This window comes from Singulisphaera photorubra, from assembly GCF_045290345.1.
Lineage (GTDB): Bacteria > Planctomycetota > Planctomycetia > Isosphaerales > Isosphaeraceae > Singulisphaera.
The window spans coordinates 1,923,179-1,937,823 of sequence record NZ_CP155447.1; the positions used below are offsets into that span (position 1 = coordinate 1,923,179).

Annotated in this window: 10 protein-coding genes; 4 read left to right on the forward strand and 6 right to left on the reverse strand. The window is 64.9% G+C overall.

What is annotated here, in order from left to right; all coding sequences use genetic code 11:
• Positions 1–159 precede the first annotated feature (159 nt).
• Entirely contained in the window at positions 160–2,205 is a 2,046-nt protein-coding gene (locus V5E97_RS07505; protein ID WP_406701138.1) for a nucleoside hydrolase, read from the forward strand.
• 28 nt (positions 2,206–2,233) lie between these two features.
• On the opposite strand, the gene V5E97_RS07510 is transcribed toward V5E97_RS07505, so the two are convergent.
• The 3 genes from V5E97_RS07510 to V5E97_RS07520 form a co-directional block, all read right to left on the reverse strand.
• Positions 2,234–2,467, reverse strand: a complete 234-nt coding sequence (locus V5E97_RS07510) for a hypothetical protein (RefSeq protein ID WP_406698701.1) — start codon at positions 2,465–2,467, stop codon at positions 2,234–2,236.
• A 419-nt stretch (positions 2,468–2,886) separates the two neighbouring features.
• Entirely contained in the window at positions 2,887–3,831 is a 945-nt protein-coding gene (locus V5E97_RS07515; protein WP_406698702.1) for a methyltransferase domain-containing protein, read from the reverse strand.
• A gap of 425 nt (positions 3,832–4,256) precedes the next feature.
• On the reverse strand, positions 4,257–4,436 hold the full coding sequence (locus V5E97_RS07520; RefSeq protein ID WP_406698703.1) for a hypothetical protein: 180 nt from the start codon (positions 4,434–4,436) through the stop codon (positions 4,257–4,259).
• Between the two features lie 119 nt (positions 4,437–4,555).
• Between V5E97_RS07520 and tilS the strand changes: the two genes are divergently transcribed.
• The 3 genes from tilS to V5E97_RS07535 all read left to right on the forward strand — a co-directional run bounded on the left by tilS (position 4,556) and on the right by V5E97_RS07535 (position 10,653).
• Positions 4,556–5,968 carry a tRNA lysidine(34) synthetase TilS gene (gene tilS / locus V5E97_RS07525; RefSeq protein WP_406698704.1) on the forward strand — a complete coding sequence of 471 codons (1,413 nt, stop codon included), beginning with the start codon at positions 4,556–4,558 and terminating at the stop codon, positions 5,966–5,968.
• 80 nt (positions 5,969–6,048) lie between these two features.
• Positions 6,049–7,365 (forward strand): glycosyltransferase family 39 protein, encoded by a 1,317-nt coding sequence (locus V5E97_RS07530; protein WP_406698705.1) that lies wholly within the window; start codon positions 6,049–6,051, stop codon positions 7,363–7,365.
• Positions 7,366–7,455: 90 nt separating this feature from the next.
• Positions 7,456–10,653 (forward strand): AsmA-like C-terminal region-containing protein, encoded by a 3,198-nt coding sequence (locus V5E97_RS07535; RefSeq protein WP_406698706.1) that lies wholly within the window; start codon positions 7,456–7,458, stop codon positions 10,651–10,653.
• Positions 10,654–10,741: 88 nt separating this feature from the next.
• Here the strand turns inward: V5E97_RS07535 and V5E97_RS07540 are convergent, their stop codons facing one another.
• The 3 genes from V5E97_RS07540 to V5E97_RS07550 all read right to left on the reverse strand — a co-directional run bounded on the left by V5E97_RS07540 (position 10,742) and on the right by V5E97_RS07550 (position 14,577).
• Positions 10,742–11,605, reverse strand: a complete 864-nt coding sequence (locus V5E97_RS07540) for an NAD(+)/NADH kinase (protein WP_406698707.1) — start codon at positions 11,603–11,605, stop codon at positions 10,742–10,744.
• A gap of 123 nt (positions 11,606–11,728) precedes the next feature.
• Positions 11,729–13,660, reverse strand: a complete 1,932-nt coding sequence (gene dxs / locus V5E97_RS07545) for a 1-deoxy-D-xylulose-5-phosphate synthase (RefSeq protein WP_406698708.1) — start codon at positions 13,658–13,660, stop codon at positions 11,729–11,731.
• Positions 13,660–14,577 carry a polyprenyl synthetase family protein gene (locus tag V5E97_RS07550; RefSeq protein ID WP_406701139.1) on the reverse strand — a complete coding sequence of 306 codons (918 nt, stop codon included), beginning with the start codon at positions 14,575–14,577 and terminating at the stop codon, positions 13,660–13,662. The genes dxs and V5E97_RS07550 overlap by 1 nt, the downstream gene beginning before the upstream one ends.
• Positions 14,578–14,645: the final 68 nt, after the last annotated feature.

Consider the following 14,645-nt stretch of genomic DNA (forward strand, 5'->3'; position numbering starts at 1 on the left):
TAGGGTGTCTATATGAGTAAGTTGCGAACAGAAATTCGAATCGTCCTCCTCGCCAGCCTGGTCTTCTGCTCGTTCGTCGCCGCGGGGCACGGAGCGTCCATCCCCGTGATCCTGGACACGGACATCGGCGACGACATGGACGATACGTGGGCCCTGGCGATGCTCCTGGGCATGCCCGAGTTGGACGTCAAGCTCGTCGTCACCGATTACGGTAACACCCCGGAACGCACTCGGCTCGTGGCCAAGATCCTGCAACGCGCCGGCCGCACGGACATCCCCATCGGCACGGGGACCAAGACCGGGAACGATCCCCTCGCGCAGCGGCGCTGGGTGGGCGATTTCGACCTGGGGGCCTATCCGGGAAAGGTCCATGCCGACGGCGTCGCGGCGCTGATTGATACCATCAACGCGCAGCAGGGACCGATCACGCTCATCACCATCGGCCCCGTCCCCAATATCAAGGAGGCCCTCCGCCGAGCCCCGGGGATCGCCACCAAGGCCCGCATCGTCTGCACCGGCGGCAGGATCGACAAAGGCTTCGAGAACGGCGGAACACCCCCGGCGGACTGGAATGTTCGCGCCGACGCCGCGTCCTGGCGTGCGATGGTCGCGGCGCCCTGGTCGATCACCACCTCGCCGCTGGACGCCTCCGAGGAACTGGTGCTTCGCGGCGACTCCTTCGCGACCGTGGCGGCTTCGCCTCACCGACTCGCCCGCATCGTCATCGAAAACTACGATCTCTGGGACTATCGGAGCAACCACCCTCGGGATGCCAGCAGCATCCTCTACGACACCGCGGCGGTTTACCTGGCCGCTTCCGAGGACTACGCCCGGATCGAGCCTCGGACGCTCGCCGTGGACGACCGGGGCCACACGCTCGTCACGCCCCAGGGCAAGACGGTGCGCTGCCAGCTCGGTTGGAAGGATCGGCATGCGTTCGACGCCTTCCTCGTCAAGACGCTGACGGCATCGCCCTTGGCGGAGCGCTGCGCCGAACCGCAGTTGGTCCGTGAAGTCTTGGCGGGCCGGCGGCATGAAGCCCGCGTGTCCTGGTGGGGTTTCGACCCCGAGGATTCCACGACGCATCTGCAGGATGCCATCAACTCGCGAGTCGAGCGGCTGATCCTGGACCGGCAGCCGTCGGCCTGGATCACGCGGCCATTGACCGGCGTGAGCGGCCAGGAAATCGTGTTCGAGGCCGGGACCGAGCTCGTGGCCTTGAAAGGCGCCTTCCGGGCCAGGGGCGATTGTCTGCTCTCGTTCCACGAATGCGAGGACGTCGTCCTGCGGGGCGAACGGGCGGAGGGCGCCGAGCCTGCCCGCATCCGCATGCACAAGCAGGACTATCAATCGGCCTCCTACGAAAAATCCGAATGGCGGCATGGGCTCGCCTTCTTCGGTTGCCGCAACGTGTTGGTCCAAGACCTCGCAATCGAGCAGACGGGAGGCGACGGCATCTACCTGGGCTCGGCGCCGAAGCAGATCCCGAACCGGCAGGTGACGATCCGGCGCGTCGACTGCAACGCCAACCACCGGCAGGGCATCAGCGTCATCAGCGCGGAAGACCTGCTGATCGAGGACTGCCGGCTGCGCCACACCGACGGAACAGACCCGCGGGCCGGCATTGATTTCGAGCCGAATCATCCCGCGGATTCCCTGATCCGCTGCGTGGTGCGCCGCTGCACCGCCGAGGGCAACGCGGGAACCGGCTTCCAGATCTGCCCGCAATACCTGAACAGCAGCTCTCGCCCCATCTCAATCCACCTCGATCAGTGCGTTTCCCGCGGCAATCGGCAGCATGCCATTCACCTGTGCAGCGCGCCGAAGGCCCCTCCCGTCGGGCAGCTGCGGATCACGCGGTTCCTCGCGGAGGACGACGGGATGGCCGGCCTCTCGGTGCAGTTCAACCCGTGGAACGCGGTGCGCATCGAGCTGGAAGACTCGATCTTTCGCGATTGCGCCCTCAAGGACTCCTTCTTCCCGCCGCTCTACCTGCAGGGCCTCGAGACGGACAGTGTCCCGGCCGGCAATCTCCACTTCAAGAACGTCACAGTGAAGGATGATCGCGATCGTCCGATCCTGAAAATCCGCGACCGGAAAGGCAACGGAGTGAAGTCTCTCACCGGGGCGATCATCCTCGAACGCAACGGACAAAGATTGTCCATCACCGTGGATGACGCTTGGATTAGTGATATTCTTAAATAATAATTCTGTGCAAAAGATCCTGGTGAGTTCAAAGCGAAAGGTTGGCAGGCCAGGGCCAGCTCATATCAGGTTCCTTGTAGGAGACCAGGACAAACCGGGGGCTACGTAGCCTCCTCCGAGGCTGGCTCTGGCTGCCCAGCCGCAGTTTGCCGAAGAGCGTCCGATAGAAAAGCTGATGCCGGCCCTTGCGGAGCCGCGGCCGACCGCAGTCGGGGCAGCACACCTGCTGAGAGACGAACTCGGCCACTTGGTGGGCAACCATCGACTCGTGGACCCCGCGGAGCAGATTCTTGGCCTCGGCCAGCGATAGACCGAGTCCGTCCGGCTGCAGCGGGCCGCGCTCGAGTGCGGCGACTTACTGGACCAGGGGCGGTTCGCCCGCATCGGACTCGACGACCACGCGGGGACGGTCCCATCTTTAGAATCTAACGAATTCCTCAGAAAAGACGTTTCGTCCGACACTCGGCGACGACATTCACATGCGTTGGATAACGCAGCGGTTGCTCGTTCACATGCCAGCAACGCACGAAAACGGGGAATGTGTTTTTTATGTCAATATGTTAAACGGGTATCGCAGGCAGGAAACGTCATGCACGCTTGTGCGTAGAGTGCCAAAACGCTCTAATTCTACTGTAACCAGCGAGATTATATGACTCCCTGTCCCTCTCTTCGCCCTTGTGCTCAGCGCCGCTTGGTACCGGCCACGTTGACGCCGCTGCCGATGACGAGGTCGTGGTGATAGGCCCAATCGTAGAGTTTGCCGGACCGGGCGGGGGGGAGGACGACGAGGTCGGCAAACCCCTCTTCGGCGAACCAGCCCTGGAGTTCTTCGACAGTGTGGTGCGACTGATAGCGGGGGGCGTACCAGTCGAAGCTGTCACAGACGCGGAGCGTCCAGTCGGGGTGATTGGAGAAGTTGGCCACCTTGTTCAGGGTCCGGTTGAGGACCGGGATGCCGCCGAGCACGCCCAGGGCCACGCAGCACGGCTCGAGGACGCGGGCCGGTAGACGCGTGGTCGCGGCGCGGAGGGTGGAGTTGATCCACTCCTGGGGCGGGATGTTCTTGCGATAGAGCCAGACTGCAAGGCGGCCTCCCGGCTTGACGCGGGCGGCCACCTGGGCGAACGCCCGGCGCGGGTCGGGGCTGTGGTGCATGACCCCAATCGAGAACGCGAGGTCGAACTGCCGTTCGGCCAGCGGGAGATCCAGCAGATCGCCCTGGATGATCGAGACGTCGGGCAGGTCCGCGCAGAGTTCGGCCGCCTTCTCGACGGCCGAGCTGAGGTCGACGCCGACCACCGTGGCTCCATGTCGGCCCGCGAGCCTGGCATAGCGTCCGCCGCCGCAGCCGGCATCGAGCACGAGCAGGCCCGCGAGCGAGGCCGGGGCGATCCCGGTCTTGACCAGGAAGGTCGCTTCGTCCTCGTCGTCCCGCGCGACGTCGTAGCGGTTCCACTGCCTCCCGAAACTGGCGGCGTACGACTCCTCGGTGAATCGAGGAATCCCTCGGATCAGAGGGTAGTTCTTGCCACACCCCTGGCACCGCAATTCGGGCGGCTCACCCGAGGTTTCGAGTGGTTCACGGCAGCCTGGGCAACGGAGAATGTTCAGCAGGGCGGCGTTCATCGAACCATTCTAACGAGCGCTCGACCGAGCGTCACGCTCTTGAACGCCCGGGTGACAGAAGAAGGCCCGCCCGTGCTAAAATCAGGAGATCGAGGGGCGTTCTATCGACCGTCGCTTGGCCCTCAAGATTTTCCTGCGATGCGGGATTCGAGACGTTGAACCCAGGAATGGAAGTGGGGGCACTTGGCTCGGATCCCAGGAACTGTTTTTTTTCGACGACCCGCGAAAGAGCGAAATAACCGAGGATTCTTGCGGTTTCCGCAACGAGTTGGTTTGCAGTAGCCCGGCCGTAACTCCCTCGGGGTCGGCGCGAGTCTGAGGAATGGCCCTGGGCCGAGGGGGATACGGCCGGGCCGGCCGTACGACTCATTCGACCGGGCCGGAAATCCAGCGAGATTCTCGCCCAGTCGCGGGTCGTTGTTTTTTTAGGTCTGGGACTCTTTGCGGACCCCCTTGAAAGGCTCACCATCCTTTTTCTGAGCAATGAACCGGCCCGTCTCGGTGTCTCGCTTGGTGAAGCGTTCGGTCAGAGGGTTTGAGACCTGAGATCGCTTGCGGACGGCTCCCTTCCGGTGGCCGTCGCCCACGGGTGGATTCGTGGCCATGGGGATTCTCTCCCTACATTTTTTTCTCTCTCGATGGTTAAAGACACAAGCATCCAAGTGATTAATGTCGGCAAATGCGGTGCCGATTTTGGCGGTTAGCGGGGTCGAAAGGAGGGGGTGTGTCGGCAGAGTGGCAAGAGCGAGTGCAGCGCCTGCTGGCGGATTGGATTGGCTCCGGGCTCGGGACCGGCTGGGTCGTCGCCGTTTCCGGGGGGGGGGACAGTGTGGGCCTGCTTCGAGTCCTGCACCGGTTCGGGCCCGAGCTGGGGCTCCGGCTTTCGGTCGCGCACCTCGACCATGGAGTTCGAGGTGAGGCGGGGCGGCGGGATGCCGAATTCGTCGCGGAACTTGCCGGGACGTTGGGTCTGCCGGTGGACCTGGGGCAGTGGAGTCCGAGTCGGCCGGGGCACTTCGAGGCCGATGCCAGGGGGGCGCGTTACGCCTGGCTGGCCGAGGTCGCGCAGGCTCGAGGGGCGTCGGTCGTGGCGGTCGGCCACAGCCGCGACGATCAGGCCGAGACGATCCTCCATCGGATCGTGCGCGGGACGGGTCCCCGCGGCCTGGCGGGCATCCCGTCGCGGCGCCCCCTGGCGGCCGGGATCACGCTCGTCCGTCCTTTTCTGAAGGTGGCCCGCGAGGAGATTCGCGCTTCGCTTGCGGAGCTTGGCCAGCCTTATCGCGACGACGCCAGCAACAATGACCAGTCGCGAACCCGGGCTCGGATTCGCCACGACCTGCTCCCCAAGCTCGCGGCCGACTATAACCCGAAGGTGGCGGAGGCCCTGGTTCGCCTGGGAGAACTGGCCGCGGCCGCCGATCGGAGTGACCGCCGCCGCGTGCTCGAGATGGTGCGGATCGCCACGCTCGAGGCCAGCGCCGACGAAGTGTCCCTGGACCGTGAGGCCCTGGGGCAATTTTCGAAGTTCGACCGCACGGAAGTGCTCCGGATGGCTTGGCGTCGGGCCCGGTGGCCGGAGGCCGGCATGAGCGCTGAGCGCTGGCGACGGCTGGCCGACCTGGTTCTGCGGCCCGATGCGCCGCGCTCGATCCTGAATGGGATCGAGATCCAGGTTGCCTCGCGGACCCTGGTCCTGAGGCGTCGAGGGGCGTCCGGCGGAACTCCCTTCGTACCGATTCTCGATGCCGTCGTGCCGCTCGACCTGCCCGGCTCGGCCGCTTGGATCGATGGCCGGGTTGTCACGACCTTGGATCCTGACGTCCCGCGCGACGAGACCCTGGACCTCGACCGGCTTGTCGGCCCGCTCTCGGTCCGCGCTCCCTTGCCGGGCGACCGGTTCCAGCCGCTCGGCATGGGGGAGCAGACGACTCCTTTGAATGACTTCTTCCGCGGCCGTCGCGTCCCTCGTGAGGCGCGGGGGCGGATCCCGCTCGTCTGTGATCGCCTCGGAATCGTCTGGGTGGTCGGCCATCGGATTGCCCACCGGGTCCGCCTGACCTCACCGACGGGTCGGACGGTCGGGCTGAAGTGGGAGACCAATGCCGCCGGGCGGGTCGAACGAGGTTGCGATTGACCCTACCGGCGGCTTTGGCGTACCATCCGGCGCCCCTCGGAACCGTCCCCCTGTTCGATCTCCGTTCTTTTCGGCGTCTCATGGCAGAACCCAGGGCGATTGAACGATTTGCGTCGCTGGCCCTGATCCTGGAATGGGCCCTGGGGCTGCGTGTGCTGACGGCCGATCTGGTGCAGTGGTACACCCAGCGCAAGGGGGTTCTGTGCGTCTTCCCCGACACCAAAGTCTACTGGTTCCTCGCCGGGACGATCCGCGATGGAGAGCCGTACGAGGTGCTCGACTGGGGGGAGATTCCTCACTTCGCACTGAGAACGCCGGGCTATCCGCTCTTTCTGGCGGTCTGCCGCTTCTTGTTCGGCGATCGTCCGCTCGCGGTCCGGCTGGTTCAGGCGGGGCTCGGGGTGCTCTGCGTCTGGCTGGTCTACCGGCTGACCGGACAGTTGGTGCCCGAGCGGGCCAAGCTTGGAGCGGAGCGGCGGAGGTGGACGCCCCCTCTGGTGGCGGCGGCCCTGGTGGCGTTCCATCCCTACTTCCTCGTGACCTCGGCGCTGATTTTGACCGAGGCGGTGTTCCTGCCGTTGATGCTGTTCGGACTCTGGGCGTTGGCTGTGCTCTGGGCAGGCGACGACGCGGACCCGAGCAGACGCCAATGGGCCTGGGCGCTGGGGGCCGGCTTGGCCTGGGGGGCCGCGATTCTGGTGCGTCCTTCCTGGGCCTTGTTCCCGCCCGTGGCGCTCCTGGCCTGGTGCGTTGCGAGTGGCCGCGGCCGGCGGGTTGCGGCGGCCCGAGGGGCGGTGCTGGTGGTGCTGGGCATCGTGGTCGTCATGGCTCCTTGGTGGGTGCGCAACGAACGCCTCTTCGGGCGGTTCGTGCCGACGGCGATCTGGACGGGGGCCAGTCTCTACGACGGGCTCAATCCCGGGGCGACCGGGGCCAGCGACATGGACTTTATGAACGACCCCGAGCTTTGGCCGCTCGACGAGGAGACGCAGGACGCCCTGCTTCGCGATCGCGCCTTGGCATTCGCACGCGCTCGGCCGGGCCGGGCGCTCTGGCTGGCGGTCGTCAAATTTGCGCGTTACTGGAGTCCTTGGCCCAACGCCGAGTCATTCCACTCGCCGCTCATCGCGCTGACCAGTGCCTCGTTCACGATTCCTTTGTTTATGTTGATGGGCCTTGGCCTTTGGGACCGCCGTCGTGATCCCCGCGCTCTGGTCATTCTGGCTGGCCCTTTGCTCTATTTTTGTGGCTTGCACATGGTCTTTGCCAGCTCGATGCGCTACCGAATTCCTGTCGAGATGCCGGCCATGGCACTGGCTGCGATTGGCGTTCAGAGGCTGAGCCACCGTCTTGATCGAGGTCGATCAGGAGAGGCTGATCCGTCGTCATTGGGTTGAGTGGTGGGCGTGGCGCCGTTTACCACGGATCGGGAAGGTCGGTCGATCAGCCGCTCGCTTGCGGCTCCTCCAAGGAAGGAGGCATGGCTCATGCTCACTCGACATCGCGTTTGGAAGGCTCTTTTTTGGGGAACCTTCTTCATTCTGACCTGTCTGGGCGGAGTGATCGGATTTGCCTACTGGTACGCGACGGACAGCGAGACCGTGGCTGCGCTGATCAACTCCGAGAGCAAGCGATTCCTGCCGGGCTCCGACGTCATCGTGGGGCGAGCGCGGATCCGGCCGCTCCTGGGCGAGATCAAGCTGAGCCACCTTCAAATCAATCAGACGATCGATACGGGGCCGTTCCAGACGCTTCGGCTCCCCTGGATGCTGATCCAGTACAATGCCCGCGCGATGTTCAAGGGAAAGTTCGAACCGGTCAAGGTGGTGATCTCGCAACCAAGGTTGCGGCTCCGCCAGCGGAAGGATGGGACCTGGAACCTCCAGGGCTTGCTCGCCGACCCGTGGCCCGGCCCGATGATGAAGACTCCGCCGATCTTGATCCAGAACGGGACGGTCGAGCTGGTCGACAGCGACGCCAGCCGGTCCCCCGAGATCCTCAGCGACGTGACAATCGAGATCGAGTCGGCCGGCAGCAAAATCGTGAAGTTCGAGGGCTCGGCCAAAGGCGATGCGTTCAACCGGCTCGCCCTCAAGGGGAAGTTCGACCTCGGTTCCGGCAGGCTCATCGAGCTCAACGGTGATGTCGCCCGGCTTGCGATCTCGGCGACTCTCCGCAGCCGGCTCCCCGCCGAACTTCGCTCGGTTGCCGACCAGGTTGGGATGACCGGCGGTGAGATCGATCTCCGGATCGGCCAGGTGTCCTACAACCCGAAAGCCAGCCCGGCGATTCGTTACGACCTCGGGATTCAGATCCGCTCGGGGATTTGGGACTGTCCCCACCTTCCTTTCACGATCAACGACCTCTCCGCCAGCCTCGCGATCCGCGACGGCGTCATTCAGATCGAGCGGGCTACGGGGGTTAACGGGCCGACGACGGTCCGCATCGAGGAGAGCTGGGTTGTGCTGGGCGATTTCGAACGCGCTCCGCTCAGTCTTTTGCTCTACGTCAACGAACTCGAACTTGATAAGCGGCTTCGCGCCTGGACTCCGCCCAAGTTTCTCCCGCTTTGGCACGACTTCTCACCATCGGGGCGGGTCAAAGGCGCGGTCAAGCTCGTCCGCGATCGTGAGGGCGGGCCACTCGGTTTCGGCTGGACCGTCGATTGTCTCGACGTTGCGATGGTCTATCGTTTTTTCAAGTACCCACTCGATCATGTCAGAGGAAGATTGACTTGCGAGAATAATCAGATCCACGTCAACCTCCAGACCCTGGTCGGTGGAAAGCCGCTGACGGCGACCGGAACGATCGATAATCCCGGTGAGGACGCTCACGTTCAGCTTCACTTCGAGGGGGAGGCAATGCCGATCGACAAAGCCCTCTTCGACGCGATGCCTCCCGAGATCAATAAAGTGGTCGGCGAGTTCCATCCCACCGGCTCGGTCCGAGGCAAGGCCTCCATCGAGCGGACCCGCCGCACCAGCCCGGACGATCCTCCCCAGGGCAAGGTGGCGATCCACGCGTTTCTCGACCTCAACGAGAACTGCTCGATCAAGTGGGACGGCCTGCCTTATCCCGTGTCGAACCTGACCGGCCAGCTCGAGCTTCACCCGGATAAATGGATCTTCCGGAATATGAAAGGGCGCAACGGGCAAGCGGAGCTCACCGGCAGCGGGGTCGTCGAGAAGCTGCCCGGCCCCGGACCCGGCGATCGGTTGGCCGTCGACCTGAGCATGCGAGCGGAGAAGCTCCCGTTCGATGAGCAGTTGTACGATGCGCTTCAGCCGGCCTGGCAGAAGTCGTGGCAGACCCTCAATCCGAACGGATCGAGCAATGTAGAGGCGGAGATCCACGTACGCCCCGATCAGCGCGAGCAGTACCATCTGGTCATCGATCCCCGGCCCGAGACGACCGTTCAGCTCAAGTTCGGCCCACCCCGCCAGCCGGGGGGGAAGGATACCAGCGGGATCTTCACGCTCCGGATGGATAAGGTCAAAGGGAGGTTCGTCTCCGACAACGGCGTGGTCAACATGGAGGACGTGAGCTTCATGTTTTACGGCTCGCCCGTGAAATTTGCGCACGGCCGGGTCTTGGTCGAGGACAGCGGTCAGTTCCAGCTCAACGTCGAAAAGGTCGCGGTCGAGAAGCTCCGGCTCGACCACGAAGAGCTGGTCACGATCATGCCGCCGGTGATGAAGGAATTCGCCCGACGCCTCGATCAAGGGCGGCCGATTGCAAAGATGAGCGGGGATCTCGGGCTGAGCTGGTCGGGCAAGTCCCACGAGTCGGTCCTCTGCGACTGGAATAACGTGCTCGTGATCCTTAACGACAACACGATCAAGGCCGGGATCCCCCTGGAGCACCTCCAGGGGCAACTCGACAATGTCCATGGTCGGTTCGATGGCCAGAGCCTCGAGGTGAGCGGTGCCTTGAACCTCGCCAGCGTCAGCCTGCTCGGTCAGCAGATTACCAAGCTCGAGTCGCCGTTCGAGGTGGGCCAGGGAAAGGCCGAGCTCCGAAGTATTCGCGGCAACCTGCTTGACGGCGTCGTGAGCGGTCGATTCGGCGTCACCCTCGACGACACCCCCAGATATGACACCCAACTCACCCTCCAGGGGGCCGACCTCCAGCGCTATGCCGAGACCCTCAACGGCCATCAGACCTACCGCGGCCTCGTCTCCGGACGCCTCTCGCTGAACGGCATGGGGAACGACCTGCGGACCCTGCGAGGCGATGGCGTGGCGCACGTTGAGCGGGGGAACCTCGGCGAGCTGCCGTTCGTGTTCAAGCTGGTGGACTCACTCAAGTCGCTGAAGGTCTCACCGGGGAGTAAGGCTCTGTTCGACGAGGCCGACGTCTCGTTGAAGATCCATAACGGCGAGTCGGTGCTCGACTCGATCAAGTTGATCGGCAACGTCATCAGCTTCAAAGGCAAAGGGACGATGGACGTTCAGGGGCACCTCAACCTGAAACTCAATCCTTTAGCTGGCCGCGACCGATTTCATGTGCCCTTCCTGAGCGAAGCCATTCGCGAAGCGAGCGGCCAGCTCTTCGTCGTCAGCGTCCGAGGCCCACTCGCCTTCCCGAAGTTCGATATCACTCCACTTCCCAGCGTCACCGACAGCGTCCGCTCGATGTCGATCGGCAAAGGCCGAAACAAACGGGACGAATCCGAGGTGCGGTAGCATCGAAATTGAAAAAATGAGGGCGTGAGCTCGCGGTTCGCCTCTATCTTTGGGACGAGGCCTTGGACTTGCCCTTCGTCGCCGAGGATCAGGGGTGGACGCCTCGGTCACCGGGGGGAGCGGCCCCCCAGCCGAGCTTGTCGCGGAGGGTGCGGTAGAAGCTGTGGCCGGGGAGGCGGACCATCGGGAACGGAGTCTGGCCGCGGCGGACAATCACGCGGTCGCCGCTGCTTACGGGAATTTGCACCTGGCCGTCGATGACCAGGACGGTCGCGACCCCGGCGGCCAATGGGATCATCTCGTAGACCTTGTGGGTGCTGTCGACCAGCGGACGTTGCGTCAGGGTGTGCGCGCAGAGCGGCGTCACCACGAACATGTGGGCGTTCGGAGGGAGGATGGGCCCCCCCGCCGACAGGCTGTGCCCGGTCGAGCCGACCGGCGTGGCGAGGATCAGGCCATCGCCCCGGTAGGTCATGACGCTCTCGCCGTCGATCGAGAGGCCGATTTCGAGGAGGTGAAACACCGGCGCGGCCCGGAGCACCACGTCATTGAGGCCCCGGAACTCGCGCGTCGGGCCCGACCGAGGCGCCAGCGTGCAGGCCAGGGTCATCAGGCCTTCGACCGTGTACCGCCGCTCGGCCAGGTCGCCGAGCCGTTCCAGGAACGCCGCCGGGGTCAGCTCGGCCAGGAAGCCGAGCCGGCCCACGTTGATGCCGAGCACCGGCGTGGGCCGATCCCCCATGCGTCGGGCCGTGTGCAGGACCGTGCCGTCTCCGCCCAGAACCAGGGCCACGTCCGCCGAGAGGCCGGATAGGTCGGTGTCCGACGCTAGGTCGAGACCGGTCAGGTGGAGCGTCGGGTGCTGCTCGATCGCGTCGGCCAGACGCCTCGCCTCGGTGTGGACCTCCGGCTTGGTGCCGTTACCCAGGATCACCACGTTCAACGCGGGCAAGGACAAGGGGCTCGCAGGCGTTCCCGGCGAGGAGGCGTGATTCTCCATAAAAATGGCCTTTTGTTTGCCCGTTACGGAGAAGTAGGAGCCCCTTGGCCGGGCGATGCGACGCGGTGCGATGCGTCAGGTAGCGCAAGCCTGGCCGTTCTCGGCAAGCACGGCAGGCAGGCCGGCCGCACGGGCCAGTTCGAGCGCGGCCCGAACGATCCCATCGACGTCGAGGCCGACCTCGGCGAGCTGCTCGTCACGCTCGGCGTGGAGGATATAGTGGTCGGGGAGGCCGAGCCGTCGTACGTTGGCCGTCGAGAGGCCGGCGTCGCTGGCCACTTCGAGGACCGCCGAGCCGAAGCCGCCCGCCAGGCACCCTTCCTCAACGGTGATGACGAAGCCGCATTCCTCGACCGCCTTGAGCACGACCGTCTTGTCGAGCGGCTTGGCGAATCGGGCGTTGACCACGCCGATTCGGAGGCCGTACTGCTGGCGGAGTCGCTCGGCCGCTCGCAGGCAGGAGCTGACCAGGGTTCCGCAGGCCAGGAAGATCCCGTCGGTCTCCCACTCGAGGACTTCGGCCTGTCCCAGCTCGATCGGTTGGGCCTCGCGATCGATCGTCTCGAGGTTCGCCTTGGGGTAGCGAATCGAGACCGGCGCGTCGTGCCCGAGCGCGAACTCGATCATCGGGGCGACGTCTTTCTCGTCGCCCGGGGCCATGACGACCATGTTCGGGAACATACGCATGTAGGCCAGATCATAAGACCCGTGGTGCGTCGGTCCGTCGGAACCGACCAGGCCGGCGCGGTCGAGCGTGAAGATGACCGGCAGGTTCTGGAGCGAGACCTCCTGGAAGATCTGGTCGAACGATCGCTGCAGGAATGTGCTGTAGATATCTACAACCGGCCGGGCCCCGGCCTTGGCCATTCCGGCGGCGAAGGCGACGGCGTGGCTCTCGCAGATCCCGGTGTCGAAGAACCGGTCGGGAAAGTTCTCGCGGATCTTTTGAAGCTTGTTCCCCTCGCACATCGCGGCGGTGAGGACGGCCACCTTGGGGTCGCGCTCCATGGCGGTGTAGAGGGCCGCGCTGACGGCGTCGGTGAATGCCTTGTGCGTCGACGTCTTGAGCGGGATGATCCCGTCCTCGACCCGCTGGAAGGGGGCGGGGGCGTGGTACTTGACCGGGTCCTTGACGGCCGGCTCGAACCCGTGCCCCTTGTCGGTCAGGACGTGGAGCAGGACCGGGCCGTCCATCGCCTTGACCTTATCGAGATACGTTCGCAAGGTCTTCAGGTCGTGGCCGTCGATCGGGCCGATGTAGGTGAAGCCGAGCTCCTCGAAGAGCATGCCGCCGTGGACCGAGGCCTTGATCGCGTCCTTCATCTGCTGGAGCCAGCGGTCAGCCTGGTCGCCGACCAGCGGGATCGACGGCAGGAGCTTGCGGACCCGCCGGTTCCAGTCGCTGTACATCGGGGTCATCCGGGCTTTATCGAAGTAATAGCCCAGACCGCCGACCCGTGGGCAGATCGACATCTGATTGTCATTCAGGACGACCAGGAACTTCTTGCGGAGCCCCCCCGCGTTGTTCAGGGCCTCGAAGACGATGCCCGAGGGGAAGGCGCCATCGCCGATGACCGCGACCGAGTGCCGCTCGGGGTGGCCGACCAGGTCGTCCCCCGCCTTCAGCCCCAGGGCGGTCGACGGTGCGCAGCCGGCGTGGCCGGTCATGAACAGGTCGTAAAGGCTCTCGGCCGGGTTGGGGTAGCCCATCAGGCCCCCCTTGGTCCGGATCGAGTGGAGCTCGTCCGCGCGGCCGGTGATCAGCTTATGGGGATAGATCTGGTGCCCGGTATCCCAGATCAGGCGATCCTGGGAAAAGTCGAACGCCAGGTGGAGCGCCAGGCAGAGCTCGACCACGCCGAGGTTACTCGCGAAGTGGGCGGAGCGTCGGCCGACAATGCCGATCAACTCCTCGCGCATCTCCGCCGCCAGCCTCTCGAGGTCCTTCTCGGAGAGTGAGTGCAGGTCGGCCGGCGACTTGATCTTGGGCAACATCGTGCTGCTCATCAGCAGTCCCTTTCCAATAGATCCAGGGCCAACGCCCGCAACCGATCACCGCTTGCGCCCAAGGGGGCCAGGGCCGCGACGGCCTCATCGGCCAGTTGCCTGGCTCGCTGGCGACTCCCCTCGATTCCTAATAAACCGGGATAAGTCCACTTTCCTAACCCGGAATCTTTGCCGACCCGCTTGCCCAGCTTGGTTTCGTCCCCTTGGACGTCGAGCAGGTCATCAATGATTTGAAACGCCAAGCCCACCGCATATCCATAGACATCAAGGGCGTGTAGGCTCGTCGCGTCGGCGCCGGCGACCAGGCCCCCCATGCGGAGCGAGGCGCGGAGCAGGGCCCCCGTCTTGCGACGGTGGATCGCCTCCAGGGCCTCGAGGCTGGCGTCGTCCCGCCCCTCGGCTTCGAGGTCGGCCATCTGGCCCCCGACCATCCCGCTCGGCCCCGACCCTTCAGCCAGGGCCCGTACGCAGGCGACCGCCGCTTCGGCGGGCCGGACGTGCAGGGCCAGGAGTTCGAAGGCCAAGGTCAGGAGGCCATCCCCCGCCAGGACCGCCGTCGCTTCGTCGAATGCCTTGTGGCAGGTCGGTCGACCGCGCCGCAAGTCATCGTCGTCCATCGCCGGCAGATCGTCGTGGATCAGTGAGTAGGTATGTACGAGTTCGAGGGCGCAGGCCGCGGGCATTGCAGCCACAGGATCGGCGCCGCAAGCTTCGGCTGCCAGCAGGCAGAAGATCGGCCGGAGCCGCTTGCCGCCGCCAAGCACGCTGTATCGCATCGCCTCGGCGAGCCGAGGGGGACAGAGGGCACCCGCGTCCTCACTGGCCGGTAGGTAACCCTTTAGTGCTTCGTCGACCTGACGCCGAGCCTCCTCGATGAACGAGGCGGCCGGGGAACTCTCGATTGACTTGGAAGTCATCATGGGCAAGTGATTTCGAGCAGCAAGCCGATGGCGGGGCGGCACGCCGTCCATGCGCACCCCTGAAC

What these genes read in the sequence shown, in the direction of transcription:
- V5E97_RS07505 (WP_406701138.1), top strand. Translation starts at nt 160, where the DNA reads ATGCTCCTGGGCATGCCCGAGTTGGACGTCAAGCTCGTCGTCACCGAT.
- V5E97_RS07510 (WP_406698701.1), bottom strand. Translation starts at nt 2,467, where the DNA reads ATGGTTGCCCACCAAGTGGCCGAGTTCGTCTCTCAGCAGGTGTGCTGC.
- V5E97_RS07515 (WP_406698702.1), bottom strand. Translation starts at nt 3,831, where the DNA reads ATGAACGCCGCCCTGCTGAACATTCTCCGTTGCCCAGGCTGCCGTGAA.
- V5E97_RS07520 (WP_406698703.1), bottom strand. Translation starts at nt 4,436, where the DNA reads ATGGCCACGAATCCACCCGTGGGCGACGGCCACCGGAAGGGAGCCGTC.
- V5E97_RS07530 (WP_406698705.1), top strand. Translation starts at nt 6,049, where the DNA reads ATGGCAGAACCCAGGGCGATTGAACGATTTGCGTCGCTGGCCCTGATC.
- V5E97_RS07535 (WP_406698706.1), top strand. Translation starts at nt 7,456, where the DNA reads ATGCTCACTCGACATCGCGTTTGGAAGGCTCTTTTTTGGGGAACCTTC.
- dxs (WP_406698708.1), bottom strand. Translation starts at nt 13,660, where the DNA reads ATGAGCAGCACGATGTTGCCCAAGATCAAGTCGCCGGCCGACCTGCAC.
- V5E97_RS07550 (WP_406701139.1), bottom strand. Translation starts at nt 14,577, where the DNA reads ATGACTTCCAAGTCAATCGAGAGTTCCCCGGCCGCCTCGTTCATCGAG.